The following is a 25,094-nucleotide window of genomic DNA, read 5'->3' as shown; positions in this document are numbered from 1 at the left end:
AGAAGGGGATTCTTACTACTTCCCTCCGCCGGCATGACCCGGATCAGGTATTGAGGGACCAAGGAATGTTTCCTTATCTCAGCGAATACTCGCGCCCCTAGCAGTTTCCGTGTATTATGGTTGTAAGATCATGTTTTCAACTTTCACTCGTGATAAAATGAAGGCAGCAATGAAAGCCCCCGAGACACTGCTTACGACAAAAGAAGGAACAAACGCAAAAACACCAGCTGAACTTCCCATCAAGACGTGTGCGATCGGGACAGATGCCAAAGCTCCGATGACTCCAGTGCCGAGCACTTCACCAATCACCGCAGAACTTTTTCTTTCAAACATCCGATAAAAAATCCCTGCCAATAATGCACCAAACATCCCGCCTGGGAAAGCAAGAAAGGTGCCGAGCCCTAATAAGAAACGTAAAAGCCCGATAACAAAAGCAATCATGACCGCCGGCACGGGGCCAAGCACCACCGCCGCAATCACATTAACCGCATGCTGGACAGGATAAGCTTTCGCAATACCGGCCGGGAACCAAAGGAATTGCGCCCCGAGCGTCCCGATTGCCACAAGCACAGCCATCGTTGTGAGTAACTTTGTGTTTTTCATATTTCACCACCTTTCTGAACGGGAGTAGAATGGAGGTAAATAAAAAAGCCAGATCCTTAGAGGACCTGGCCTGGTATGCAGTAAGCCGATACACGTATCGTCAGACTACTTCCCTCCGCTGGTATTAACCAGATCAGGTTTGTAAGAGTCAGAAAGCTCGCTCGCTTTCCTCTCAGCCCATTCAGGCTCCCCTAGTAGTTTCATAAACTTATTCGCTTGGTGATTTTCATCATAACAAAATTGGATGTTTCTGTCATGTGAAACTTTTGCTCCCGTTCAAACGTCATCATTAAGAAGATAAGGAGTGTGTGAATGATGAAAATGAGATGGATGCTTGGTATGTTCATGGTTTTATCTTTATGCCTTAGTGGATGTGGGCTGTCAGAAACGGAGGAAGTAGACCAGAAGGAAGTGGAAGCAGAAGTACCCGACCCGGACATAAGCGGGTTTGTCATGGATCAGGATGAGGACAGTATCCTTGTTGTCACACCGATGGATGATGGGTCAGGGGAGGAAGGAAGGGCTATGTGGGTGGCTGGAGCTCCTAAAGGTTTATGGGTCGGCAAACAGGTCGAGGTCTGGGTAGACGGGGATATCGCTGAATCCTACCCTGAACAAGCCACCGCTGAAAAAGTCCAGGAGCTTGAAATGAGTGAAGTAGAGGGAGCAGACTTAAAAGCTTCTGAAGCTCTTTCTACTGCATTATCTGAAAAAGAACCGGAAAAGTCCGATGTGCTGATTGTTTCTCTGCTTTCTTTTGACAAGGAATCCGACCAGTGGACTGTCGAGCTGGATCGACGCGGGACCAATCAGGGCGAATGGAAAACGACCGTCAAAGATAAAAAATAGAGCGCTACCCGAGGTAGCGCTCTATGCATCGACTTTTTTCAAAAGCCATAACCTTACGCTGAGCTCTAGCAAAAAGAGGTCATCGGCATTGAGAAGTGAAAGCCCGGTCAAATGTTCAATGTTTCTCAATCTGTGCAGCAAAGATTGGCGGTGCAAATTCAGCGCACGGGCCGTTTGGCTGACATTGCTGTTGTATTTATTGTAGACCATAAACGTATGAATCAGTTCTGTCTGCCGCTTCTGATCATAATCAATCAGCTTTTCTAATGTATCTGAAACAATCGCTCCGATTTCTTCTTCGTGGGACAGTGCCATGAGCAGGCGATTCATTCTTGTATCACTGAAAAATGTCCGCTCCCCTTCTTCATGCTGCTGACCGATTTTCAGTGCGGTTTCCGCCTCTTCATAACTTTTATGAAAAACCTGATAGCCCCCTTTATGGCAGGAGATCCCCCAGCTGATCGTAATCCCCTTCAACAACTCATGAAGTCTCCGCTCAATCAGGTCAAGAAACTGATTCGCGGTTTCTCCGTAGTCCGGCCGGTCTGTTTCCAAATAAACGATGACCTCCCCTTCATCAAAAGTGGTCATCGTCCTCCTATGCAGGGCATCACCCGCATGTGTGACTTCCTTCTGGATGTAATAATTCCGACTGTTGATTGATGACGACTTGACCTGAGGCATCGTTAAAGAGGTGCGCTCCTCCTCCGGCTGAACGAACCGGATGTGGCCGACGAGACAAATATAAGGCTTCTCCAGGTCATAACCAAGCAGCTGTGCTTTTGATAAAAGAGCTCTGTCCATCTCCCTCTCCCGCTTAGCTAAGTCCAGCAGGAAGTTGTCCTTAAGTCTGATTTCAGTCATTTCAATGGCATTCTCTTTTACGAAATATAAGGCACATGCGGTAAGCGCATGCTCAAGGATATGAAGGTTCACCCAGGTTAACTCCTTTTCTTCCTTCGGCTTAAAGAGAATATATCCTTGTTTTTTATAGTTCGATAAAATGGTAAGCTGGTAGCATTTCTGATCACCGATTTCATAGGTTTCAATGTAATGGCGGAGCGGGTGCTCACTGTCCATTTCGGTTTCTACCAGGATGCCTTCCTGCGACAGTTCGTGTCCATTCAAGACATCGATGAAATATCGATCAAAATACTGATTCGCCCGGATTTGTTTGTTGTGGTCACTGATCGCGGTTGGAATACCTGTGTTCTGATAGATGATGGATGTGATCTCCTGCAGCCCTTTTCCGTTCAGAACACAGTTGATCAACTCTTGGCGAATTTCTTCCGTCCTTTGCTGCTCCTGGCGGCTCTCCTCATTAATCAATCGTAAAACGTCCTGTAAAATATCTCCAAAACGGACCTCCCATGGAATTTCCATTACAATCAACTCATGTTTCTCCGCAAGTTTTAACACCCGGTCCGGGATTTTATAAAGATGCCGTCCTGTGGCAAACGCCAGCACAGATGCTTCCGAACGGATGACATCTCTCACATATTCTTCTAGTGCCAGCACATCTTCTCCGCACCCAACCCCTGTACTTAACACAAATTCATTGTTTCTTACAAAGTTCTCCACAGGTGTTTCAATTACGGAGATCCAGTCTACCTGGCGATGATACATCTCTGTCTGCACTTTCGCTTTTTCGAGAACGGAAAGTTTTAAGACTTCCTCCACGGCAACCCCCATCTCCACTCCTCCCCCACTTACGATTTAGCCAAAAGATCTGTAACCGCTTGATGATCGATATTGTTTCCTGTCATGACGACAACAACATTTTTACCTTGTAGATCATTACAATGAAGCAAGTGGCCAATCCCTGTGGCCGCTGCTCCTTCCACAACCATCTTATGGTGTTCGAGAGTGAAGATCAGCCCTTCTTCAATATGCGTCTCTTCCACAAGCACTCCTTTATCCATAAAAGCTTTCGTCATGGGAAAAGTGTAACGATTCTCTGTCCCGATTCCTCCAAGCAGACTGTCAGCCAGGGTATAAGACTCCTCGAGGATGACAGGTTTCCCCTTGGCGAGGCTTTCCTGCATGACCGCCCCCTTCTGCATCGTCACACCCGTTACGAGTATGGAAGGTTCAATAGATTTCATAACAAAAGCAACCCCGGACAGCAGTCCTCCTCCAGACAAGGGAATGATGACCTCATCGACATCCGGACACTGTTCCATAATCTCAAGCGCAATCGTGCCCTGGCCGGCGATAATTTCCCGATCGTCAAAAGGCTTGATCACGGTCATCCCTTCGTCTCTTTCCAACTCCGTACACCTTGCTTCTGCGTCATCTTGACTTTTCCCCACGATTTCAACCCCAGCTTGCAGCTTTTTCAACCGATTAACCTTAGCCTCCGGAACACGATTCGAAATACAAACTGTACAAGGAATCCCTAATTGTGCTGCTATATAGGCAACAGAGATCCCATGATTACCCGTTGAAAAGGTAGTTACCCCTTTCTTTAAGTCCTCCTCGGGAAGAGATAGAATTTTGTTAGCTGCTCCTCTGAGCTTGAATGACCCCGTAGGATGGGTATGTTCAAGTTTCAAGTGAACACGTGCGCCGGTACGCTCAGAAAGAGGCTCTGAATAAAGGATAGGAGTGGATTGGACAAACGAAGCTATGCGACTCTTCGCTTCCCATACCTCTCTGAAGGAAAGGCTGGTCATCATAACGTCCTCCTTCTAGAATTTAGATGAATCTAGGTTTTGAATTTTCAGTTATTTTTATTATAGTGGAACAACCTCTTATATTTAAAGAGATAAAATACTAGTTGGGTTCAAAGCCGTATTCTTTTGGTAAAAGGCCGCCGTTCTTTGGCGCGCGGCGTCCTCAATAAAAGATTAAACAAGTCAGATGGGTAAGCCACTATCCCCGATCCCTCAAAGACCACTTCCTATTCGAATCGTAGATCCAACTTTTAGCCCGGCTGTACTTTTTTTATTCAAGTGGACTCCTTTTCTTCATAAAAAAACCTTCAGCCTCGTTTCAGGCTGAAGGTTTCTGGTAGTTGGTTAAGGATTGACTGATAACCTGAGCAAGAGCGCTTACATCTTTGACAGATTGGACACTCGCTTTAAAGATGGCTTCTGGTGGTACTACGGACCAATCCAAACGATATCCTGCTTCCAAAGCTACGCATCGAATAAACTCTCGTAAACTTCTCCCGTTTCCTTCTCTAAAAGGATGGAGCACATTAATTTCTGACATGTAATAGACCAATTTCTCTACAATCAAAACCCTGTTCATACTTTTCCAATCTTCTCTCATCATCTGTTGAAATATAGGCTCTGCCGCATCGAGTATGAACCTGGCTTGAGCAAAAGAAAATCCGTCCTTTGTAATATTCTCTGTTCGAATTTCTCCAGCAAAAGGATAAAGATCTGAAAATAGGCGCGCATGGATCTTCTGTAAGTGGCGCAAGTCAAATTCCCCAGTAATCGGGGTTGATTGAAGCTCAGCAAGCCTTTGCGCCGTAAACATCGACTCCAAGGCTGCCAGTTGTTTCTCGTCCTTAATGTCAAAATGGTTGATTAATACATTTGACCCAGGATAACAATACTTCGACTTTTCATTCCCATACCTAGTGTTAGGCATGACGAGCCAGTTCCAACGCCCGGGTTACGAATTCCTCGTGAGAGATCTCCCCTGTCAGGCACTTTTTCACAAGCAGTTTCTGATTCTTGCTCAAGCGGTCCCCCTCGACAGCAAGAGAAGCCAGGGCCGGACGCATAAGTAATTCCACTTCTTCCTCAGAACGTACGGTCATCATATCCCTCCGATCTTTAATCCTATCCTCTACATTATACTACAGAAGGAGGTTTTATAGACGGTAAAACCCTGTCAGGACGTCTTTTTCTTACCGGATGTGGTCGTCTTTTTCTTCGTTGGTTTCTTCTTCTTGGAGCCTTTTGTTTTCTCCAACGATTTTTCCAATGCATCCATTAAATTCGTTACGTTATCCGGCTTCGGTTTGTCTTTGGCTGTTGTGACCTCTTCATTGTTTTTCTTCGCTTCAATCAGTTCCATCAGAGCCGTTCGGTATTCATCTTTATATTTCTCAGGGTCGAATTCTTCCGTCAACTGATCGATCAATGTCACCGCCGTACTCAACTCTTTTTTACTCAACTCTGTTTCTTCAGGAACATTCGGCACATCCTGGACAGACCTGACCTCATCAGGATAATGAATGGTTTCCATGACAAGTGTATTCTCATACACACGAACAATCGCCAGTTGTTCCTTGGAGCGGATGATGATTTTAGCAATTCCAATCTTCTCCGTATCACCAAGTGCCTGACGAAGGAGGCTGTATGCTTTTGATCCTCCCTCGCTTGGAGAAATAAAATAACTCCGCTCAAAATAAATCGGATCGATTTCTTCCAATTTAACAAAATCAATGATTTCGACCGCTTTATCTTCCTGTTCTTTCTTCAACTGTTCCAGGTCTTCTTTATCTAAAACGACAAATTTGTTCTTCGCATATTCATAAGCTTTGACAATCTCTTCACTCTCAATATCCCGATCACATACCGGGCAGCGTTTCTCATATTCGACTGGTGATTTACATTCTTCATGCAGCTGGCGCAGTTTGATGTCCTTATTCTCTGTTGCTGCATGCAGTTTCACCGGAATATTCACAAGTCCGAAGCTGATGGTCCCTTTCCACATCGTGTGCATCCCGCTCACTCCTTTTTCCTATAGGTTTCACGAGATCCATGAAAAATATGTTTCTTCTCTATGGATAAACTACATAAAAAACCTAACCTATTCAACTAAATGGCAGGGTTGTGAAAGAAAAGTGAATAGAAAGGAGATATGGAAATGAAGCCGATGCTTTTGACAGGGACGGCAGAACTCCCTGAGGGAGATGAGTGGGTATATGAAGTGAAGTATGATGGTTTCAGAGCTATTCTCGAAGCAAGCGTAGAAGGGGTCAAGCTTTGGAGCCGGAATGGAAAAGATATGAGCGAAAGATTTCCAGAAATCGTTCAGATGGACATTCCCAAAAACCTTCTCCCTTTTATTCTTGATGGCGAGTTAGTGATTTTGAACACTCCTTTTCAGGCAAACTTCGAAGCCTTACAAACAAGGGGAAGAATGCGTAATAAAGAAAAGATACAAACTTCTTCTAAACGAAGGCCTGCTACCTTCATAGCTTTTGACAAAATTGAAAAACGTGCTATTCCTCTATTAACAAGAAAAGAAAACTTGAAGAAGCTTATCGGAAAGCTAAGGCACCCCCAAATTAAATGTATTGATGTATATGAGGAAATAGAGGACATCCTATCCATCGCTGAGCTGCACTTAGCTGAGGGGATCATTGCAAAAATGAAAAAGAGCAAGTATCAGCCTGGTGACCGAGTAAGACAGTGGTTGAAATGGAAACAATGGAGGACAGTCTCTGGCTTTTTACAACAGTACGACTCTGAGAATGGAATTTACGATATAGGATTATATAAAGACGAGAGCCTTCTCCCTCTTGGAAAGTTTAAACATGGCCTGACAGATGAAGAGAGTGAGACACTTCGTATGTTCTTCAAAGAACATGGAAGAAAGAAAAAAGACACATGGCATTTAGACCCCGGCACGTGTGTAGATGTTCATTGTCTAAATGCAGAGGAAGGGGAACTTCGTGAACCCCTCTTCCACAAATTCCGGTTTGATCTTACTCCTGAAGATTGCACAGAAGCTAAGAAGCAGTGGGATCTATCCTTGTTTCCTGCTGATTTTGAGCCGACCAATCTGGATAAACCTTTATGGAAGGGTATTGCTAAACAGGATTTTCTCGTTTACATCCGTCAATTAGCACCTCACATGATCCCGTTCCTAGAGGAAAAGAAGTTAACATTGATCCGTTACCCTGATGGAATTTACGAAGAATCCTTTTACCAAAAACATTACCCCGACTATGCCCCGGATTTTCTGAAAATGTGGATGGAGGATGGAGAGCCGTTTATCATTTGCGACCACCTCCACTCTCTTCTTTGGCTTGCCAACCAGGGTGCACTGGAATACCATCTCCCCTTTGAAAAGGCTGGTGGTCAAAAGCCCGATGAAATAGTTCTGGATTTGGATCCAAAAGATCGAAGTCATTTCAGTAAGGCCATTACGGCTGCTCAATTATTAAAGCATCTCTTAGACGAGCTTGAAGTCAAAAGCTTTGTGAAAACTTCAGGAAATAAAGGGATGCAGATTCATATCCCTATTCGCGAGGGGGATTTAAGCTATGAGGAGACTAGGAAAATCACTGAAACGTTGGCGAAACTTCTTGTTAACGAAAACCCCGATCTTTTTACAATAGAACGGTTGAAGAAAAATCGCGGAGATCGTTTGTATATTGACTATGTTCAACATGCAGAAGGAAAAACGATCATTGCCCCGTATTCAACAAGAGCTACAGAAGCCGCAACTGTCGCTACCCCGCTTCATTGGAGAGAGGTGGGGGAAGGTTTGCAACCAGAATCGTTTACGATTCAAACAATACCTGACCGAATAGCTGAATATGGGTGCCCTTTTTCTATGTATGAACAGGCCAGAGACGAGCAGCCCATTCAAAAATTGAGACAATTGCTTCGATAGCTTGTCGAATATTGCCCGGGAAATGGTGAAATTAAAAAGCCAGTCAACTACAAATGAAAGGCTGCCGGTCGTCACCAGCAGCCTTTCTTAATATTTCTATTCGGATAATGTTTTACTTCGCTCACGCAGTTTGAACTTTTGTAATTTCCCACTCGCGTTACGAGGGAGTTCATCTACAAATTCATAACGTCTCGGCCGTTTGTAGCGGGCAAGCCTGTTTCCTGAAGTACAGAACTCATCCAGTTCTTGCTCGGTGACGCCACTGTCCTTTTTGACAATGTAGGCGACCACCCTTTCTCCCCACAAGTCATCTGGTTCACCAACAACGGCTGCATCCATGACTGCAGGATGATCGAACAAAGCATCTTCGACTTCTCTTGAGTAGATATTTTCACCGCCTGATATAATCATGTCTTTCACACGGTCACTGACCCAGAGGTATCCATCTTCATCGAACGATCCAATGTCACCTGTATGATACCAACCTTTGTACATAGCTTCTTCTGTCGCTTCCGGCCTATTGTAATATCCCTTCATCATGCTGGGCCCTCGTACAATAATTTCCCCGAGTTCTCGAGGTTTACATATCTCTTCGGGCTCGGCAGGACCATGCTCATTCGTTCTCACCACGCGCACTTCATGGTTCAGCAACGCTCTTCCTGCCGACCCTGCTTTCGTAACCTGTTCTTCTTCCGTAAGGGCGGTAATTGCCGGTCCCATCTCCGTCATACCATAGGCCTGTAAAAGTTGAACACCTAAAGACTCATGCAACTTCAACGTCAAAGCAGGGGCCATAGGTGCTCCTCCATAGAGACCTTGCCTCAACGTCTGGAAATCCTCTTTCGTGAATTCCTCTTGCAGCATCATGTTCCACATCGTCGGAGCTGCAAAGAACGAGGTAATCTGCTCCTCCCTGACCGTTCCAATCACTTCAGGCGCATCGAAGTGGTGCATCAGGACGTTTGTCGCTCCAATCATTACTCTCGGAAAGAACGCGCAATGGAGCTCAGCACAGTGGAAAATCGGGGCGACCGTCAGTCCCCGGTCTTCTTCTGTCAGTCTCAAACAAGCGGTCATGATGAGCGCTTGGTCGACCATATTTCTATGCGTATGGATGACCCCTTTCGGAAGCCCCGTCGTTCCGGAAGTGTACATGATGGCATAAGCGTCGTTCTCATCCAGTTCACACACAGGTCGTTCAGTTGTCACTCCATCAATTCGTTCATAATAGTTCATCGCATAAGGCAGGTTTTCTTCATCGATAGACCAGAACTCAATACTCGGCATCTCTTTTGCAACTGGAGCGATTTGAGCAGCCGTCGCTTTTTCAAACACAACCACCTTCGGATCAGCGTCTTTCAAAATGAACTCGATTTCCTTTTCCATAAGACGGAAGTTCACCGGATTAAATACCGCCCCAATCTTCATACAGGCAAACAGCACCGTCGCATATTCAGCTGTGTTAAAAAGGACCGTCGATACTTTATCCCCTTTTCCCACCCCCGAGGCCTTCAGCGCATTCGCAGTGCGGTTGACTTCCTGGTCCCATTCTCCGTATGTCCAGCGTGTACCAAGCCGTAGATCCACCAATCCTTCCTTATCTGCGTACTTCGCCACCGTATGCTCAAACATACTCTTAAGTGTTGGTCCCATTCCTCATCGACTCCTTTTGATTTTTAATAAAATCCTATTTGCCAACGTGCTCGATCCACCATGAGCTTCCTGAACGATCAACTATTGGAGTGCTTCATCCAGATTTTTCTGTGTAAAAATTAAAGCGTCCTTTCCTCACCTTCTAAGTACGGGAACCTTACCTGCCTGGGTAACATTTACTTGGGTTGTAACCGAATCGCTCCGTCTAGACGGATCACCTCCCCATTAAGCATCGGATTATCTAAAATGCTTAAAGCTAATTTCGCATACTCATAAGGCTTTCCTAATCGAGAGGGGAACGGTGTAGCTTTACCCAGGGTATCCCTCGCTTCTTCAGGGAGCTGTTCAAACATTGGAGTTTCAAACAACCCTGGTGCAATAGCCATTACGCGGATGCCATGACGGGCAAGTTCCCTTGAGAGCGGCATCGTCATCGCGGCGACGCCACCCTTAGACGCACTATAAGCCGCCTGACCGATTTGACCTTCATAAGCCGCAATCGATGCTGTGTTAATGATGACACCCCGCTCACCATATTCATTTGGCTCATTTTGCTGCATTTTTTCAGCAGCCAGACGGATGACATTGAATGTACCAATCAGGTTCACTTCAATGATCTTAGAAAAAGACTCCAGGCGGTGCGGGCCATTCCTTCCAACCACTTTTTCACCTGTTACGATGCCAGCACAGTTGATGACGGTGTTTACCTGACCAAAGGTTTCGACAGCCGTTTGGAGCATGTGTTCAATTTCATCAGCGGAAGTAACATCCACTTTGGCAAAGAGTACAGAAGAGCCTAATTCTTCTGCAAGTACCTCGCCTTTGTCTGTGTTTTGGTCTGCAACCACCACTTTCCCGCCACTTCTTGCAATCTTCCTCACCGTCGCTTCTCCAAGGCCCGATGCCCCGCCTGTCACAATGCCTATCACATTTTTAGCATCCATCGCTATCCCTCCAGCCTTTCAATGACCGTGCCGTTCGCCATTCCGTGTCCTTCACAGATGGCAAGCAGGCCGTACTTACCTGCTGTCCTTTCTAATTCATGAACGAGGGTGGTCATAAGCTTGGCTCCTGTAGCACCTAACGGGTGACCAAGCGCAATGGCTCCACCATTCACATTCAGCTTTTCATGTGACACACCCGTCTCTTTCATCCAAAACATAGGCACAGGGGCAAAGGCTTCATTCACTTCAAAAAGATCGATATCTTCAAGACTCAGCCCGGCTTTTTGTAAAGCTTTATATGTAGCAGGAACCGGACCTGTGAGCATTAATGTCGGGTCGGAACCAACGACAGCTCTCGAGACAATACGAAAGCGAGGCTTCAATCCAAGTTCTTCTGCTTTCTTCCGTGACATTAAAAGCACAGCTGCAGCTCCATCACTAATTTGACTCGCATTTCCTGCGGTGATTTTTCCGTTTTCCTGAAAAACGGTTTTCAGAGTGGCGAGGGTTTCAACTGACGTACCTGCTCTTGGCCCTTCATCTGTTTTGATGACATTGGAATCACCTGCGGTCACAGGCATGATTTCTTTTTCAAACCGGCCTTCATCGATGGCCATTAGCGCCCTACGATGACTTTCCGCTGCATAAGCATCAAGCTCTTCCTTACTCAACTGCCACTTGTCTGCAATTCTTTCTGCTGAATGACCTTGATTAATCATCTCGTACTTTGACGTCAACCGTTCGTTAAAAGATGTCCCTTGCATGTTTGAGAACATCGGCACTCGTGACATGCTTTCCACGCCGCCTGCAATGACGACATCCATGTCCCCACACGCAATAGCTTGTGAAGCGAAATGGATCGCCTGTTGACTCGATCCGCATTGTCGATCGAGTGTTACTCCAGGGACTTCCATTGGGAATCCAGCAGTCAAGGCAGCAATTCTTGCGATATCTCCCGCCTGCTCCCCCACCTGACTCACACAGCCAGCGATAACATCTTCCACCTCTACAGGGTCGAGAGAAGCTCGTTCTACCAGTTCTTTAAGTACATCTGCTAAAAGGATATCCGGCCTGATTTCGCTGAGACCTCCATTCCTTTTCCCCACAGGGGTTCTTACTGCTTCTACGATAACGACTTCATTCATATCTTTTCCTCCTATGCTAAGCCCATCTTTTTGGCGATAATTGTTTTCATAATTTCATTGGATCCTGCATAAATCGCAGTGACCGGTGCATCACGGAACCTTCTCGCAATTTCATACTCTTCCATATACCCATAGCCACCGTGAAGGTGCATACATTCCATTGCTACCTTTTTCACCAGGTCGGTCGTCCACCACTTGGACATCGACACCTCTTTGACAACGTCCTCCCCGTTCATATGCGCCTCGATTGTACGGTCCAGAAATGTCCTTCCAATCTCAACTTCCGTTTGTAGTTCAGCTAGTTTGAATTGAGTATTTTGAAAAGAGGCAATAGACTTCCCAAAAGCTTTGCGCTCCTTTACATAAGCAACCGTCAACTCAAGCATCCGTTCACATGCTGCAATGGCACCAATACCTACGATCAAGCGCTCCTGTTGCAGCTGGTTCATTAAATAATAGAAACCTTCGCCTTTTTTACCAAGAAGGTTATCCTTGGAAACGGCCGCATCTTCAAAGATTAATTCTGAAGTATCCTGACTGTTCAGGCCGATCTTGTCGAGCTTCCTCCCTCGTGAAAAACCGGAAGTGTCTCTCTCAACGACCATCAGACTGATTCCCTTATACGCTGGAGACGCATGGGGATCCGTTTTACACACCACCACTACCAAATCCGCATGAATTCCATTGGTAATGAACGTTTTTTCCCCATTCATTGTAAATCCTTGGTCAGATTCTATTGCTGTCGTCTTTATTGAAGCAAGATCCGATCCTGCTCCCGGTTCTGTCATCGCGATTGCGGTAATACATTCTCCTGTTGTACATTTTGGCAGCCATTTTTTCTTTTGTTCTTCTGTTCCATAAGCTTCCAAATAAGGAACGACTATATCGTTGTGTAAACCAACCCCAATCAATCCCGTCCCTACTTTTTCCATCTCTTCGTTGATGACAACGGAATAGCCGAAGTCTGCTCCAAAACCGCCATATTCCTCGTCGAGCCAAGGACATAGATACCCCTGTTCTCCAAGCTTTCTCCAGAAATCCCGGGGAACTTCTCCTGCCTTTTCCCAGTCATCATAATAGGGGTACGCTTCTTTTTCTAAAAACTTCCTTAAAGACTGACGGAGTATTTCATGTTCTTCTGTTATGTAAGATGCCTTCATTATCTTCCTCCCTGAACATTCTTCGCTCTATTGGATGTAATTCTCTCTTTATTCCTCCCTTTCCTGCCACAAACAGAAAACGCTTACATTTTTATGTATTTAGAAGGATTTCGACACTCTCTCTTACTGGTACTATTTATTACGGCGCGAAAAGTGGATAATAAACGATATCGTAGGGGGTTGAAAACTATCACTGGGGTTTATTTTCGTGACAGGAATGAGGGTTGGTTAGGAAGTCCAATTACAATACAAAACTTTTATCGGTGGGTTTTATACTCTTATCAGTAGGTTTCGGCTTTTTATCAGTGACTTAGGAGCTTTTATCGGTGAGTTTTGCACTTTTATCAGTGACTTCAGTGATTTTATCAGTATTTACGTAAAGCAGAGTGTTGAACAGTAGACGCAAAAAACCAGCCCGGTTCGGACTGGTTCTTTTTAAAATTAGTCTATGACTTTTTCAATGGCAAAAGCGACGCCGTCTTCTTTATTAGACGCTGTTACAAAGTCTGCTTCTTTTTTTACTGGCTCCTGGGCATTCCCCATCGCGACGCCGAAACCTGCTTCGCGAATCATTGCGATATCGTTCATGCTGTCGCCTACAGCCATCACCTGATCCATATCTAAATCAAGCCACTGGCAGACTTTCATGAGAGCCGCTGCTTTATTTACACCTACAGGATTGATTTCTATGTTAGTTGGACTGGAGTTGGTGACTTCCAGGTTTTCATTCGCATTGACTTCATCGAGAATGACTTGTCTTACTTCATCATCTTGTATATCAAAGCCGAACTTCAACCAATCGTAATCTACAACCTCTTGGTCGAATGGATTTTGGCTGTTGTACAAGCCTTGAACGGTTGAGGACCAAAAATAGAGGCCATGCTCTTTCTTCAATTCCCATAGACGTTCCACATGTTTATGTTCGAGCTTATTTTGCTCCACGAGGTTAAACTCGTGATCATAAATCTCTCCACCATTGATCGTAACGATATAGGAAGAACGGCCGAGGTCTTCAGCGATTTTACGGCATCGGGATAAAGATCTTCCTGTACTCAATACAACGTGGATGCCTTTTTCCTTCGCTTTTTTTATAGCTTCTTTATTTGCCTCGGATACTTCGCCTTCATGATTGACAGTGGTACCATCTAAGTCCAGAGCAATCAATTTGATGTCTTTTGTCATGTGATTCACGTCCTCTCTCTAATGTACCCATTTTAATATAAGGAACTTCCATACACAATTCAAAAGAATACCTGTGGAGGCTCGAGTAGTTTTACATTCAAAAACCTGTTTTTCCCCTCTTCCTCATAAAGGAAAAGAGCACTACGATCCGATGATTATTTTCATACCTTAATGGGTATGGATAAGAAGAACTTATTTTCAAGGAGGTATTTCATGTTTCACTACACGGTAGAAACGGACAAAGGTATGGATGAAGCGATCGAAAGCCTTGAGGCTAATTTGAAAGAGGCAAAGTTTGGCGTGTTATGGAACTTTGACATCAAAGATAAGCTTCATGAAAAAGGACTGGAATTTGAAAAAGAATTTAAAGTCTTGGAAGTCTGTAACCCTAAAGAGGCGCAGCGCGTGTTAAATGAAAACATTATGGCTGGCTATTTCCTCCCGTGTAAAATGGTTGTCTATCAAGATGGAAGCAAAACGAAAATCGGTATGCCTAAACCTACCTCTCTTACTCAAATGGTTGAGGATGATCATATCCAGGAGATGGCAAGTGACATCGAAGACCGTTTGAAAAAATGCATGGATCAAAGCGTGTAACCATCTCAAAGAGCTGCTCATTATAGCAGCTCTTTCTTAATTTTAATTAACAAGGATTCCGTTTAACCTTCATACCCAAAGTCTATCAATGTTCTATGGGAGGTAAAGGCTCTGTCTGTTTACCCTTTAATGTGAAATGGAATTCCCCCTGGCTCGTAAGCGCGCCATAAAAGACATCCGATACATTATGGGTACCCAGGTTCGTATGTAACCACTCCATGTCCCGACCTGTTCGAGTTAAAAGGTCTGGTTGCAGTTGACCATCCAAAATTAAAGGGATATCATAACCCCCGCCCCTATATGGTAAACCCATATCTGCACGAGTTACGGCTTCATTAGCGTTTTTTAGTTTAACGGATAGCTGTCCATTCGGTTCGATGATTCCAAGCTCGACACTACTAAGAGCAAATACTTTCTGTTCTCTGAGCATGTGAGTTATGTTATCAAGAGAATAATGGATACGAGAGATGTTCTCTTCCACCATTTCCCCTTCAAAAATTACAATTGTCGGCTCAAACGTCAGCATCTTTCCTATTTGTCTGTTCCAAAGCTTCAGCCATACAATGAACTTTTGTAAAAGCGCAATGGCAATAATTGCTGTAACCGTATGTATATGATTAATCTTTGGATCGGCAATATCTGCCCCGACAACAGAACCTAAAACAAGCACAACTAAAAAATCGAAGACAGGCAATTCTCCAATCGATCTTTTCCCCATGAACAGGCCAACCCCTAATAGTAAGGGCAAGATGGTCAATATCCTTCCCATCACTCTGAGTGTATCCATCCACATCTCCATATTCTTCACCTCCCACTTAGCTTTACACGGGATAGAGCCCCTTATCCAAAAAAATACGTGCCGGGGTGTTGACATTATACCTAATGGGGTATATTATTAGTCATGTACTGTTCAACAGCGACAGAAAAAAACTTCACAAGGGAGGTCAATTCGATGGAATACAATGACGCAATGAAGAACAGAGTGAAACGTCTAGAAGGTCAGTTGCGAGGCGTTTTAAAAATGATGGAAGAAAATAAAGACTGCAAAGATGTCATTACGCAGCTTTCCGCTTCCAGAAGCGCGATTGACCGTGCGATCGGGCTCGTGGTAAGCTCCAACCTTGTGGAGTGCATCCAGGATGCCGACGATCAAGAAAACAAAGAAGCTTCGATTAACGAAGCTGTTCAGTTGCTTGTCAAAAGCAGATAAATTTTTTTACAATATAATATACACATACGCGTATAACTATATACTATTAGGAGGATGAAACATGTCTGAAACAAAAAAGACGAATATTATTTTATTCAGCGGGGATTATGATAAAGCAATGGCTGCCTATATCATTGCAAACGGAGCAGCCGCCTACGATCACGAAGTTACGATTTTCCACACGTTCTGGGGGCTGAATGCTCTACGTAAGGATGAAAGCATTCAAGTAAAGAAAGGCTTCATGGAGAAAATGTTTGGTAAAATGATGCCGCGTGGAGCAGATAAGATGGGCATATCAAAAATGAACTTTGCAGGATTTGGTCCTAAGATGATCAAAGACGTCATGAAAAAACACAATGCGATGCCGTTGCCTGATCTTATTGATATGGCTCAAGAGCAGGAAATCAACTTGGTCGCATGTACAATGACGATGGACCTACTAGGATTGCAAAAAGAAGAATTGCTTGATGACATTCAATACGCAGGCGTTGCTGCCTACCTTGCAGATGCGGAAGACGGCAATGTTAACCTGTTTATCTAATTAGGAGGTATCATTTATGAAAACAATGACAGCTAAAGAAGTAGAAGAAAGACTATCTGAAGGTAAAGAACTAAACATTATCGATGTCCGTGAAGACGAGGAAGTCGCTGAAGGAATGATTCCTGGTGCGAAACACATCGCTCTAGGGACTGTCGAAGAGCGCGCAGATGAATTGGATAAGGATAAATCTTATATCATGGTTTGTCGTTCCGGTGGCCGCAGTGGCCGTGCATCACAAATTCTTGAAGATAAAGGTTTCGATGTGACGAACATGGAAGGCGGCATGATGAGCTGGGAAGGTCCAACGAAATAAATCCCCCTATAAGGGTAGAGGAGGAATGTAAGAATGGAACTGAAAACAGATCTTACGTTAGATGCCAAAGGATTAGCATGTCCTATGCCAATTGTGAAGACAAAGAAAACAATGAAGGACATTGAAGCTGGGCAGGTCCTTGAAATTCAAGCCACTGATAAAGGATCTAAAGCAGACCTTGAAGCATGGACGAAAAGTGCAGGTCATCAGTACTTGGGTACGATTGAAGAGGGAGATGTACTCAAGCACTATGTCCGCAAATCAAGCGGTGAAGAAGAACAGGAGAAGAAACATCCGAATGTTGCAAACAACGAAGATTTGAATAGTCTTCGCAAAAACGAGAACGTCCTTATCCTGGATGTGCGCGAATCTGCGGAATATGCGTTTGAGCATATCCCTGAAGCCACGTCTATCCCTCTTGGTGAACTTGAAGAACGTGCAGATGAACTGGATCGTACGAAAAACATTTATATCGTCTGCCGTACAGGAAGCAGAAGTGATCTTGCTGCACAGAAACTGACAGAAAAAGGTTTTGAGAATGTTTACAATGTTGTTCCAGGCATGAGTGGCTGGAATGGCGAAACGACGAAGCTTTAATTCTATATTTTTTTACTAAAATTAATACCCTGGGAGGTAATAAGATGACTGTTAAAAACATGACGGTAAAAGAAATTACTAATAAAGTGTTGAACAATGAAGAGCTATTCCTTCTTGATGTCCGAACAGAAGATGCGTACCAAGACTGGAAAATCGAAGGTGAAAACTTTTCTTACTTGAACGTTCCTTATTTCGATCTCCTTGATGGTGTCGAAGAGATCGCAGATCAGCTGCCAAAAGATAAAGAAATTGCTGTCGTTTGTGCCAAAGGCGGTTCTTCTCAAATGGTTGCTGAAATGCTTGTAGAAGAAGGATTCGAAAATGTTTACTCCGTAGAAGGCGGAATGAAAGCCTGGAGTGAGCACTTGGAGCCGATCAAAGTCAATGACCTGAAAGATGGCTGCGAGCTTTATCAGTTCGTACGTATCGGTAAAGGCTGCCTTTCCTACATGGTTGTATCTAACGGGGAAGCAGCAATCATTGACTCTACAAGAATGACAGATGTGTATGTTGATTTCGCTAAAGAAATAGGTGTAAAAATCACAAACGTTTTTGATACGCACTTGCATGCCGACCACATTTCTGGTGGACGCAAGATTGCAGAACAAACAGGTGCCACGTACTGGCTCCCTCCAGAAGATGCTGGTGAAGTGACATTCGATTACCAACCCCTTCGTGATGGAGACCATGTCACTGTAGGAAATACAAACATTGATATTCATGCGTTGTATTCTCCTGGCCACACGAAAGGATCTACTTCTTTCGTCGTGGATGATCAATACTTGATGACAGGTGACATCCTGTTCATCGACTCTATCGGACGTCCAGATCTTGCCGGGAAAGCCGATGACTGGGTCATGGACCTGAGAGAAACCCTTTATACACGTTATAAAGAGCTTTCTGACGAACTGATCGTCCTTCCAGCTCACTTCATGATCATGGATGAGTTGAACGAAGACGGTACCGTTGCCGAAAAACTAGGTACCCTATTTGAAAAGAACCACGGCTTGAACATCGATGATCAAGAAGAGTTTAGAAAATTGGTTACAGAGAATCTGCCCCCTCAACCAAACGCTTATCAGGAAATCCGTGAAACAAACATGGGTAAAATCAGCCCCGACAATGAAGAACAGCGTGAAATGGAAATCGGCCCAAACCGTTGTGCCGTAAGATAAAAACTCATGAGCCCGGGGAATGCGGGCTCTCCCTAATCAATCATTATTAACATTTGGAGGTATTCAATTATGAACGTAACAAAAACACTTGATGCAAAAGGACTGGCTTGCCCAATGCCAATCGTGAAAACAAAGAAAGCGATGAAAGACATCGAAGCTGGAGAAGTTCTTGAAATCCACGCAACAGACCAAGGAGCAAAAGCAGACTTGACCGCATGGGCGAAGTCCGGTGGCCATGAACTTCTACAAACAGAAGAAGACAATGGCGTATTCAAGTTCTGGATTAAAAAGGGCGAATAATCAAGAATCACCTGAAGAACATTATGGAATAAAGGGAACCTAGGACGGTTCCCTTTTTTATAGGAGGTAAACTAGACTATGGAATTCGGATTAATCATCACGATCTTTCTTATCGGCTTCATAGGATCTTATATATCCGGAATGCTCGGCATCGGGGGTTCCATCATCAAATATCCAATGCTGCTTTATATACCGCCGCTTGTTGGTTTTACAGCCTTCACCGCCCATGAAGTATCCGGCATCAGTGCCGTGCAGGTCTTTTTCGCGACCATCGGTGGTGTTTGGGCCTACCGTAAAGGCGGTTTCCTGAACAAAGAGCTCATTTTATATATGGGTGTCAGTATTTTGATCGGTAGCTTCATAGGTGGTTATGGATCAAGGTTCATGGCTGAAGACGGCATTAATATTGTTTACGGTGTTCTTGCTTTAATTGCGACGGTTATGATGTTCGTACCGAAAAAAGGTATTGATGACAAGCCATTGGATGAAGTCACCTTTAACAAACCTCTAGCTGCCATTCTCGCACTAATTGTAGGAATAGGAGCAGGGATTGTGGGTGCCGCAGGAGCTTTCTTATTGGTACCGATCATGCTTGTTGTGCTTAAGATCCCGACACGGATGACGATCGCATCATCTCTTGCTATTACGTTGATTTCATCCATCGGAGCGACAGTCGGAAAGGTGACGACAGGGCAGGTCGAATACTTCCCTGCAGCGATTATGGTTGTGGCAAGTTTAATTGCTGCACCACTTGGAGCGATGGCTGGTAAAAAAGTAAATACAAAGATTCTACAGACTGTACTCGCGCTATTGATTTTAGGAACAACAATCAAAGTATGGATGGATATCTTCTAATACTGAGTACACAGAAAGAGCAGGACCTTAAAGGGTCGCTGCTCTTTCTTTAGGTACATGCCTGTATGTTCCCCTTTTTAGATTGCCTGACTATCCTCCTGCTTTTCAGTCGATCCACACTTCTAATTACTTCCCATGACCTGGATTATTTTATAGGGGGAGGGTACCAATCAAAGAGTTAAGGGCTTCAGAACTGACAAATTCAACGTGGTCATCTTCACGAAAAGTGAAATGGACTGGATCCGTTTTGTCATGGGGGGTTAATCCTCATAGAAACATCTATGTATCATCCCATCAAAAAAACCTCTCTCCTTTTATCAGGAGAGAGGTTTTTGCTTATTTTTCTTGTTTATTTTGATTTGGTTCAGTACTCTCGCTTTGGACCATCTCTGTTTCATCCAGGTAACGCAGCAAGTCACCATAGATGATTGAATCAGACATCTCCAATTCCTCCTGGGCCTTCTCGAACCCTTCATTACAAAGGTCAGCTTCCAGCTCTTCCCCTGTCTCGCGATCATAACAGGTTCCTTGAATACCTACATATTCCTCGCTTGCAAAGTTACCATCACGAGTGATCATCAATTGACGGCGATCCTTATCAAGAAGGTCGTGTCCGAATTGTATAGGGTTATCATCTTGAATACCCAGCAAATTGGTCAATGTTGGGCGCAGGTCAACTTGACCCCCAACCGTATGGTTTTTCTCAGCGTCAATTCCTTTTCCGTAAATCAACATCGGAACACGCTGCAACTGGAATTGTTCGTAGTCGTTAATCTCTTTATCCAGGTACTCACCCATCGCTTCTTGGTGGTTTTCAGAAATTCCGAAGTGGTCCCCATACATGACGAGTATGGTATCATCATAAAGCTCTGAATTCTTGAATTCTTCAACGAACTTCTTCAAAGCTTCATCCTGATAACGGATGGTTTGGAAGTAACGGTTCAACGTACCACTCCCTGTCTCCCCTTCTTCGATGAACTTTTGCTCTTCAGGAAGTGTGAATGGATAATGGTTCGTCAACGTAATCATCTTCGAGTAGAAAGGTTTATCCATTTCTTTCATCATATTCAAAGAATCCTCGAAGAAATATTCATCCAAATAACCCCAGCCGTGTGATTTTTCCGGAGTGACAGCGTAATCTTCCTTGGAGAAATATTCATCATAGCCTAGCGAATCATACATCACATTACGGTTCCAGAACGTTTTATCATTCGCGTGCATGGAGCTGGTAAAATAGCCATTCTCGCCAAGTAAACTTGGAAGCCCTTCATATTCATTTGATGAATGAGTGAAGAAAACCGCACCACGGTTTAATGGATACATAGAGTTCGCAAGTAAAAACTCGGAGTCTGACGTACGTCCCTGCTTCACTTGGTGATAGAAGTTATCAAAGTAGATGCCTTCTTCTTTCAGGTCATTGAAGTAAGGAGTCAATTCTTCTCCGTGCAACGTATTGTCGACAACGAAGGTCTGTGTACTTTCCAGAGAAAGTACTATGACGTTTTTACCTTCTGCGACACCTTCTAAACGATCGCTGTCTTCCGATTTATTTTCGTTCAAGTAGTTGATGACCGGTACAAGTTCGTTACTGTCCGCCAGCGTCTTTTTCATCTCGGTTTTACCCTGCAACACCACATCATAGACATGGTAATTGATAACACCAATATACTTAACGAGCATATTACGATCAAACGTACGCTCTAAGAGATCTGTTCGTTCCTGCTCTGCCCACTGCAGGTTAATCATGAACAAAGGAATGGCAACAATAGCTAGAACGATACCTTCCCAGCGCTTTGGCTTGAATACCTGGAAGCGTGAGGGTTTCAAGTAGAATAATAGAAAAGCTGCAATGAGAACATCGACAAACAGCAAGGCATCGACCGGACTCATAATCGTCGTGATACTGCCTCCGAGGTCCGCGAGGTTTGCTACCTGGTTTAACATCGGGATCGTAATGAAATCATTGTATTCTCTATAAAAGAGAACATTTACGTATAAAAGAATGGAGCCTAAGATATAGGAAAAGAACATACCCCGACGTCCGGCAAGCAAAATCCCCAGTCCAAAGATGAGAAAGATACTGCTCAGTGGATTGAATGCCAGAATGTTTGCTTCATTAGAATTCTCCACATTCAGTGAAAAGATGCTTGTTTGTATATAATTCATTTTCAACCAAAAAAGACCGATTACAAATAAGTAGACTAGTAGTTTTAAACCAGTTTTTTTATTAATATATTTATTGTTTGTAAACATTGTAAAACCTCCGTTAATTTTACATTACCCTATTCTACCTCATCTCAAATCTTTTTTGTACCACCTTAGAGATAGTTTAAAAACTCTGACACATTTGGACCGTTTATATCAAGGAATAGTTAAGTGAAAATGAAGCTCAATACCTATGCTTCCGCCATTTTTACTATTATAAGGAAAAATGTTTCGAATTTTCTAATATACTCACCCGTTTTATGTTAACTTATATGTATAAAAGGTTAACGAAGGAGTGTAAAATATGTCACCAGAAAGTAAAAAATTGAGATTCATTGTAAACGGAGCATTATTTGCGGCACTGACAGCCATTATGGCTCAAATCGAAATCCCCCTTCCGGTTGTACCCATCAGTGGACAAACATTAGCTGTCGGGCTCACCGCTACCATTCTAGGAAGCAGGCAGGGAGCAGTTGCGATGGTTGGGTATGCAGCTTTAGGGGCTGTCGGACTTCCTGTTTTCGCAGGATTCAGTGGCGGAGCTCAAGTTTTGGCTGGGCCGACCGGGGGGTACATATTCGGTTTCATTTTAACAGCTTTCATCACCGGTTATATCTTAGAAAAGACGTCTTTCAACTTACCCATGGCGATTGTTGCAAATGTGACAGGTATGATCATTACTTTAATATGTGGAACAATTCAGTTGAGGTTTGTCCTCGATATGACTTGGGGGCAGGCGCTTGCCGCCGGCGTCTATCCGTTTATCGCTGTCGGACTCATTAAAGCATTTCTTGCGAGCTGGATTGGCATCATCGTCAGAAAACGACTGATTCAGGCAAGATACATTAAAGAAGACCGGCACCCAGTAGCTTCGTAATTTCATATTTCCTGGGAAATGAAAAGAACGCCGTGAGTAGTCACGACGTTCTCTTTTTATTCCTCCGTTTGTAAATCTACAAGAATCGTACTAACAATAATGAACAGCGGGATGCACGCGACTGTAAATGCAAATGCGAATGACATGGTATTCCCCCCCTCTCCTACCAGGTTTGGAATCTTCCTGAACCCGGTGGTGCATGTTGGATGAGATCCGCTAAAGGAATCGTGTAAGCAACAGCGATGAGTACAAAAGCGATTCCGATCCAAAGCTTCCAGTTTTCCAAAAATCTTGGTGTAGCCGTAGCATCGCTGGGTGCTAAAGGAAACGATTCTGCTTGATGAGCGTCAGCCTTAGGTGCTACCCACCACAATTGAATGACAATGAATATTAGCAGCGAGGCCGACAAGAAGAGAATAGATCCGCCGACAGCCATCGTCACATGATTGGATAAAATACCATCAAACCACGCAAGTGCATCATCATGAGCATAGCCTGTATAGGCGGTACGTCTCGGAGCGCCCATCAACCCCAATACATGCTGGGCTGTACTCATGAGAAGCATCCCCACTGACCATGAAATGATTTGAATAAAAGCGAGCTTTTGAAGAGCTTTCGTAAAACGTCTTCCAGTCAAGTACGGGATCAGCCAAAACGTCAGACCAAAGAATGTCATGGCTACAGGTGTCCCGACCGTGATATGAAAGTGGCCCACGACCCATAGTGTGTTGTGGATCACTTCATTCATCTGGAAACTTGCATTAATGATTCCGCCTGCTCCACCAGGAATAAAGAAAGCCATGGCGATAAAGATAGAGGTGAACCGAACATCCTTCCATGGCAGCTTCCGGAACCATCCAAACAAACCTTTTCCTCCAAGCTCCCTGCCCCGTAACTCAAACGTGGCAAACATAGAGAAGGCTGTCATCAAAGAAGGAATGATGACCATAAACGTCAATACTGTTTGTAGAAACTTCCAAAAACTTGCGATCCCTGGCTCTGTCAACTGATGGTGAAAACCGACAGGAATGGAGAAAAGAATAAACAGAACGAACGATAACCGTACAAGCGAATCACTGAAAACCTTCGTTCCGAGAATTTTCGGTACAATTACATACCATGCCATATACGCAGGAAGTAACCAGAAGTAAACGAGTGGATGACCGAAATACCAGAACAAAGAACGGCTCAATTCGACGTTGATTCCGTCCACCATCCCGAAGGCCCATGGGATAAACTGAAAGAGAACAGATGCTACAACCCCAAGACAGGCGATGACCCACAGAATAATCGTAGCCACCGTCATGAATGCAAATAACGGACTGAGTTCTCCTTTATTTTGCTTTCTCCATACCCGGTAGTGACCGATTAAAGCAAACCCCTGGATCCACGTACCGATGACAAATAAGGCAAGGCCTACATAAAACAGGCCGTGAGCCTGCAAAGGAGCATAAAAGGTATAGAGGACTGAAGCCTGGCCTCCGATCACCATGATGACAACTAAAAGGGTTCCTAATGACGTTACAACAAAACCAATCCAATTCCACAAAAGGACTTTAGGACCGAATGACCCAATTGACCGGCTCATCCCGGCCTGAAAAAAGGCAAAAATGAAGAATGTCGTAAAGACGATAGCAAGCAATAGTCCATGAGCCGTTAACACTTGGTAATAATCCAGCCACCCAGGCAACGTTAGAGCGTCATTTCTTATAAACACCTGAAGAAGACCACAAAGTGTCCCAATTAAGAAAGCCGCATAAGCGAAACCTAAGTTCGCAAGAGCCAGTTTCCGTTCTCCCTTTGCTATTTGTCCCATTATCATTGTTCAACCACCTCGATTTCTGTGCTCATAAAATGGTGGCCGGATCCACAATACTCATTACAAATGACCAGATACGTACCAGGCTCTTGGAACGTATGCTTTTTATGGTTGATCTCCCCCGGAACCACCATCATGTTCACATTTGTTCCGACGACGGAAAAGCTGTGAACGACATCTGAACTTGTAACGGTAAACATGACCTCTTTCCCTGCAGGTACTTGAATTTTCCCAGGGTCGTACCCGAAAGCTTTCCCCACCATTACCACTTCATAGGTACCATCTTCTTTCTCGTGCACCCCCGGCTGATCGAAGGGAGCTGTTTCAGAAACCTTATCGGGATCGATTTTCATATGACCTCCCGAAGGTGTATGTCCCTGATGGAAGGCGCTTACGCCAACGACAGATAAAAAGATAATGAGTGCCGTAATCCCGAAAATAAGCCAGATTTTTTCATATTTGTGTAAATGCATGACCTTCC

The 25,094-nt window shown here is 44.2% G+C and carries 26 protein-coding genes and 2 riboswitches; of the genes, 11 read left to right on the top strand and 15 right to left on the bottom strand.

Features of this window, described 5'->3' with window-relative positions:
* Positions 1-3: 3 nt before the first annotated feature.
* Positions 4-109: riboswitch (TPP riboswitch) on the bottom strand.
* A 5-nt stretch (positions 110-114) separates the two neighbouring features.
* Complete coding sequence (gene thiW / locus GLW00_RS01265; protein ID WP_160910667.1) at positions 115-603, bottom strand: energy coupling factor transporter S component ThiW; 489 nt, start codon at positions 601-603, stop codon at positions 115-117.
* A 93-nt stretch (positions 604-696) separates the two neighbouring features.
* Positions 697-806, bottom strand: a riboswitch (TPP riboswitch).
* A 109-nt stretch (positions 807-915) separates the two neighbouring features.
* On the opposite strand from thiW, the gene GLW00_RS01260 reads away from it, so the two are divergent.
* Complete coding sequence (locus GLW00_RS01260; protein ID WP_160910666.1) at positions 916-1,452, top strand: DUF3221 domain-containing protein; 537 nt, start codon at positions 916-918, stop codon at positions 1,450-1,452.
* A gap of 21 nt (positions 1,453-1,473) precedes the next feature.
* Here GLW00_RS01260 and GLW00_RS01255 read toward each other — a convergent pair whose 3' ends face one another.
* The 5 genes from GLW00_RS01255 to ku all read right to left on the bottom strand — a co-directional run bounded on the left by GLW00_RS01255 (position 1,474) and on the right by ku (position 6,138).
* Entirely contained in the window at positions 1,474-3,144 is a 1,671-nt protein-coding gene (locus tag GLW00_RS01255; RefSeq protein ID WP_160910665.1) for a PucR family transcriptional regulator, read from the bottom strand.
* Positions 3,145-3,161: 17 nt separating this feature from the next.
* Positions 3,162-4,130 carry a threonine/serine dehydratase gene (locus GLW00_RS01250; protein WP_160910664.1) on the bottom strand — a complete coding sequence of 323 codons (969 nt, stop codon included), beginning with the start codon at positions 4,128-4,130 and terminating at the stop codon, positions 3,162-3,164.
* A gap of 316 nt (positions 4,131-4,446) precedes the next feature.
* Positions 4,447-5,055: a Fic/DOC family protein gene (locus GLW00_RS01245; protein WP_160910663.1), complete on the bottom strand. Its 609-nt coding sequence runs from the start codon at positions 5,053-5,055 to the stop codon at positions 4,447-4,449.
* A complete protein-coding gene (locus GLW00_RS01240; protein ID WP_160910662.1) occupies positions 5,048-5,227 on the bottom strand; it encodes a hypothetical protein in 180 nt (59 codons plus the stop codon). Before GLW00_RS01240 ends, GLW00_RS01245 begins: the two co-directional genes overlap by 8 nt.
* A gap of 74 nt (positions 5,228-5,301) precedes the next feature.
* The gene (ku, locus tag GLW00_RS01235; protein WP_160910661.1) at positions 5,302-6,138 is read right to left on the bottom strand and encodes a non-homologous end joining protein Ku; all 837 of its coding nucleotides are present in this window, start codon (positions 6,136-6,138) and stop codon (positions 5,302-5,304) included.
* A 144-nt stretch (positions 6,139-6,282) separates the two neighbouring features.
* On the opposite strand from ku, the gene ligD reads away from it, so the two are divergent.
* Positions 6,283-8,040, top strand: a complete 1,758-nt coding sequence (ligD, locus tag GLW00_RS01230; RefSeq protein ID WP_160910660.1) for a DNA ligase D — start codon at positions 6,283-6,285, stop codon at positions 8,038-8,040.
* Positions 8,041-8,136: 96 nt separating this feature from the next.
* On the opposite strand, the gene GLW00_RS01225 is transcribed toward ligD, so the two are convergent.
* From GLW00_RS01225 to GLW00_RS01205, 5 genes are all read right to left on the bottom strand, one after another.
* On the bottom strand, positions 8,137-9,693 hold the full coding sequence (locus GLW00_RS01225) for a fatty acid--CoA ligase (protein WP_160910659.1): 1,557 nt from the start codon (positions 9,691-9,693) through the stop codon (positions 8,137-8,139).
* Between the two features lie 176 nt (positions 9,694-9,869).
* Complete coding sequence (locus tag GLW00_RS01220) at positions 9,870-10,637, bottom strand: 3-hydroxyacyl-CoA dehydrogenase (RefSeq protein ID WP_160910658.1); 768 nt, start codon at positions 10,635-10,637, stop codon at positions 9,870-9,872.
* Between the two features lie 2 nt (positions 10,638-10,639).
* Entirely contained in the window at positions 10,640-11,782 is a 1,143-nt protein-coding gene (locus GLW00_RS01215) for a thiolase family protein (RefSeq protein ID WP_160910657.1), read from the bottom strand.
* Positions 11,783-11,793: 11 nt separating this feature from the next.
* A complete protein-coding gene (locus GLW00_RS01210; protein WP_160910656.1) occupies positions 11,794-12,942 on the bottom strand; it encodes an acyl-CoA dehydrogenase family protein in 1,149 nt (382 codons plus the stop codon).
* A 441-nt stretch (positions 12,943-13,383) separates the two neighbouring features.
* Positions 13,384-14,124: a Cof-type HAD-IIB family hydrolase gene (locus tag GLW00_RS01205; protein ID WP_160910655.1), complete on the bottom strand. Its 741-nt coding sequence runs from the start codon at positions 14,122-14,124 to the stop codon at positions 13,384-13,386.
* A 213-nt stretch (positions 14,125-14,337) separates the two neighbouring features.
* Between GLW00_RS01205 and GLW00_RS01200 the strand changes: the two genes are divergently transcribed.
* A complete protein-coding gene (locus tag GLW00_RS01200; RefSeq protein WP_160910654.1) occupies positions 14,338-14,721 on the top strand; it encodes a DUF302 domain-containing protein in 384 nt (127 codons plus the stop codon).
* Between the two features lie 85 nt (positions 14,722-14,806).
* Here the strand turns inward: GLW00_RS01200 and GLW00_RS01195 are convergent, their stop codons facing one another.
* Positions 14,807-15,520 carry a DUF421 domain-containing protein gene (locus GLW00_RS01195; protein ID WP_237417390.1) on the bottom strand — a complete coding sequence of 238 codons (714 nt, stop codon included), beginning with the start codon at positions 15,518-15,520 and terminating at the stop codon, positions 14,807-14,809.
* 153 nt (positions 15,521-15,673) lie between these two features.
* Between GLW00_RS01195 and GLW00_RS01190 the strand changes: the two genes are divergently transcribed.
* The 7 genes from GLW00_RS01190 (at position 15,674) to GLW00_RS01160 (ending at position 19,712) form a co-directional block, all read left to right on the top strand.
* On the top strand, positions 15,674-15,931 hold the full coding sequence (locus GLW00_RS01190; RefSeq protein ID WP_160910653.1) for a metal-sensitive transcriptional regulator: 258 nt from the start codon (positions 15,674-15,676) through the stop codon (positions 15,929-15,931).
* 61 nt (positions 15,932-15,992) lie between these two features.
* A complete protein-coding gene (locus GLW00_RS01185; protein ID WP_160910652.1) occupies positions 15,993-16,472 on the top strand; it encodes a DsrE/DsrF/DrsH-like family protein in 480 nt (159 codons plus the stop codon).
* 16 nt (positions 16,473-16,488) lie between these two features.
* Positions 16,489-16,785, top strand: a complete 297-nt coding sequence (locus tag GLW00_RS01180) for a rhodanese-like domain-containing protein (RefSeq protein WP_160910651.1) — start codon at positions 16,489-16,491, stop codon at positions 16,783-16,785.
* Positions 16,786-16,818: 33 nt separating this feature from the next.
* A complete protein-coding gene (locus GLW00_RS01175) occupies positions 16,819-17,382 on the top strand; it encodes a sulfurtransferase TusA family protein (protein ID WP_160910650.1) in 564 nt (187 codons plus the stop codon).
* A gap of 44 nt (positions 17,383-17,426) precedes the next feature.
* Positions 17,427-18,557 carry an MBL fold metallo-hydrolase gene (locus GLW00_RS01170; protein WP_160910649.1) on the top strand — a complete coding sequence of 377 codons (1,131 nt, stop codon included), beginning with the start codon at positions 17,427-17,429 and terminating at the stop codon, positions 18,555-18,557.
* A 69-nt stretch (positions 18,558-18,626) separates the two neighbouring features.
* Positions 18,627-18,857 (top strand): sulfurtransferase TusA family protein, encoded by a 231-nt coding sequence (locus GLW00_RS01165; protein WP_160910648.1) that lies wholly within the window; start codon positions 18,627-18,629, stop codon positions 18,855-18,857.
* A gap of 78 nt (positions 18,858-18,935) precedes the next feature.
* Positions 18,936-19,712: a sulfite exporter TauE/SafE family protein gene (locus GLW00_RS01160; protein WP_160910647.1), complete on the top strand. Its 777-nt coding sequence runs from the start codon at positions 18,936-18,938 to the stop codon at positions 19,710-19,712.
* 336 nt (positions 19,713-20,048) lie between these two features.
* Here GLW00_RS01160 and GLW00_RS01155 read toward each other — a convergent pair whose 3' ends face one another.
* Positions 20,049-21,965: an LTA synthase family protein gene (locus GLW00_RS01155; protein ID WP_160910646.1), complete on the bottom strand. Its 1,917-nt coding sequence runs from the start codon at positions 21,963-21,965 to the stop codon at positions 20,049-20,051.
* Positions 21,966-22,221: 256 nt separating this feature from the next.
* Here GLW00_RS01155 and GLW00_RS01150 point away from each other — a divergent pair, with 256 nt between their 5' ends.
* Positions 22,222-22,794 carry a biotin transporter BioY gene (locus tag GLW00_RS01150; RefSeq protein WP_160910645.1) on the top strand — a complete coding sequence of 191 codons (573 nt, stop codon included), beginning with the start codon at positions 22,222-22,224 and terminating at the stop codon, positions 22,792-22,794.
* A 163-nt stretch (positions 22,795-22,957) separates the two neighbouring features.
* Here GLW00_RS01150 and GLW00_RS01145 read toward each other — a convergent pair whose 3' ends face one another.
* Together GLW00_RS01145 and GLW00_RS01140 are read right to left on the bottom strand one after the other, a co-directional pair.
* A complete protein-coding gene (locus tag GLW00_RS01145; protein ID WP_160910644.1) occupies positions 22,958-24,616 on the bottom strand; it encodes a b(o/a)3-type cytochrome-c oxidase subunit 1 in 1,659 nt (552 codons plus the stop codon).
* Positions 24,613-25,086 carry a cytochrome c oxidase subunit II gene (locus GLW00_RS01140; protein ID WP_160910643.1) on the bottom strand — a complete coding sequence of 158 codons (474 nt, stop codon included), beginning with the start codon at positions 25,084-25,086 and terminating at the stop codon, positions 24,613-24,615. The genes GLW00_RS01145 and GLW00_RS01140 overlap by 4 nt, the downstream gene beginning before the upstream one ends.
* Between the last annotated feature and the right edge of the window lie 8 nt (positions 25,087-25,094).

The sequence above is a fragment of the Halobacillus litoralis genome, from assembly GCF_009856445.1.
GTDB lineage: Bacteria > Bacillota > Bacilli > Bacillales > Halobacillaceae > Halobacillus > Halobacillus litoralis.
The sequence above is the reverse complement of the archived record's forward strand: the minus strand, read 5'-3'. Positions and strand labels throughout refer to the sequence as shown.

What these genes read in the sequence shown, in the direction of transcription:
- thiW (WP_160910667.1), bottom strand. Translation starts at nt 603, where the DNA reads ATGAAAAACACAAAGTTACTCACAACGATGGCTGTGCTTGTGGCAATC.
- GLW00_RS01260 (WP_160910666.1), top strand. Translation starts at nt 916, where the DNA reads ATGATGAAAATGAGATGGATGCTTGGTATGTTCATGGTTTTATCTTTA.
- GLW00_RS01255 (WP_160910665.1), bottom strand. Translation starts at nt 3,144, where the DNA reads ATGGGGGTTGCCGTGGAGGAAGTCTTAAAACTTTCCGTTCTCGAAAAA.
- GLW00_RS01250 (WP_160910664.1), bottom strand. Translation starts at nt 4,130, where the DNA reads ATGATGACCAGCCTTTCCTTCAGAGAGGTATGGGAAGCGAAGAGTCGC.
- GLW00_RS01245 (WP_160910663.1), bottom strand. Translation starts at nt 5,055, where the DNA reads ATGCCTAACACTAGGTATGGGAATGAAAAGTCGAAGTATTGTTATCCT.
- GLW00_RS01240 (WP_160910662.1), bottom strand. Translation starts at nt 5,227, where the DNA reads ATGACCGTACGTTCTGAGGAAGAAGTGGAATTACTTATGCGTCCGGCC.
- ku (WP_160910661.1), bottom strand. Translation starts at nt 6,138, where the DNA reads ATGCACACGATGTGGAAAGGGACCATCAGCTTCGGACTTGTGAATATT.
- ligD (WP_160910660.1), top strand. Translation starts at nt 6,283, where the DNA reads ATGAAGCCGATGCTTTTGACAGGGACGGCAGAACTCCCTGAGGGAGAT.
- GLW00_RS01225 (WP_160910659.1), bottom strand. Translation starts at nt 9,693, where the DNA reads ATGGGACCAACACTTAAGAGTATGTTTGAGCATACGGTGGCGAAGTAC.
- GLW00_RS01220 (WP_160910658.1), bottom strand. Translation starts at nt 10,637, where the DNA reads ATGGATGCTAAAAATGTGATAGGCATTGTGACAGGCGGGGCATCGGGC.
- GLW00_RS01215 (WP_160910657.1), bottom strand. Translation starts at nt 11,782, where the DNA reads ATGAATGAAGTCGTTATCGTAGAAGCAGTAAGAACCCCTGTGGGGAAA.
- GLW00_RS01210 (WP_160910656.1), bottom strand. Translation starts at nt 12,942, where the DNA reads ATGAAGGCATCTTACATAACAGAAGAACATGAAATACTCCGTCAGTCT.
- GLW00_RS01205 (WP_160910655.1), bottom strand. Translation starts at nt 14,124, where the DNA reads ATGACAAAAGACATCAAATTGATTGCTCTGGACTTAGATGGTACCACT.
- GLW00_RS01200 (WP_160910654.1), top strand. Translation starts at nt 14,338, where the DNA reads ATGTTTCACTACACGGTAGAAACGGACAAAGGTATGGATGAAGCGATC.
- GLW00_RS01195 (WP_237417390.1), bottom strand. Translation starts at nt 15,520, where the DNA reads ATGGAGATGTGGATGGATACACTCAGAGTGATGGGAAGGATATTGACC.
- GLW00_RS01190 (WP_160910653.1), top strand. Translation starts at nt 15,674, where the DNA reads ATGGAATACAATGACGCAATGAAGAACAGAGTGAAACGTCTAGAAGGT.
- GLW00_RS01185 (WP_160910652.1), top strand. Translation starts at nt 15,993, where the DNA reads ATGTCTGAAACAAAAAAGACGAATATTATTTTATTCAGCGGGGATTAT.
- GLW00_RS01180 (WP_160910651.1), top strand. Translation starts at nt 16,489, where the DNA reads ATGAAAACAATGACAGCTAAAGAAGTAGAAGAAAGACTATCTGAAGGT.
- GLW00_RS01175 (WP_160910650.1), top strand. Translation starts at nt 16,819, where the DNA reads ATGGAACTGAAAACAGATCTTACGTTAGATGCCAAAGGATTAGCATGT.
- GLW00_RS01170 (WP_160910649.1), top strand. Translation starts at nt 17,427, where the DNA reads ATGACTGTTAAAAACATGACGGTAAAAGAAATTACTAATAAAGTGTTG.
- GLW00_RS01165 (WP_160910648.1), top strand. Translation starts at nt 18,627, where the DNA reads ATGAACGTAACAAAAACACTTGATGCAAAAGGACTGGCTTGCCCAATG.
- GLW00_RS01160 (WP_160910647.1), top strand. Translation starts at nt 18,936, where the DNA reads ATGGAATTCGGATTAATCATCACGATCTTTCTTATCGGCTTCATAGGA.
- GLW00_RS01155 (WP_160910646.1), bottom strand. Translation starts at nt 21,965, where the DNA reads ATGTTTACAAACAATAAATATATTAATAAAAAAACTGGTTTAAAACTA.
- GLW00_RS01150 (WP_160910645.1), top strand. Translation starts at nt 22,222, where the DNA reads ATGTCACCAGAAAGTAAAAAATTGAGATTCATTGTAAACGGAGCATTA.
- GLW00_RS01145 (WP_160910644.1), bottom strand. Translation starts at nt 24,616, where the DNA reads ATGATAATGGGACAAATAGCAAAGGGAGAACGGAAACTGGCTCTTGCG.
- GLW00_RS01140 (WP_160910643.1), bottom strand. Translation starts at nt 25,086, where the DNA reads ATGCATTTACACAAATATGAAAAAATCTGGCTTATTTTCGGGATTACG.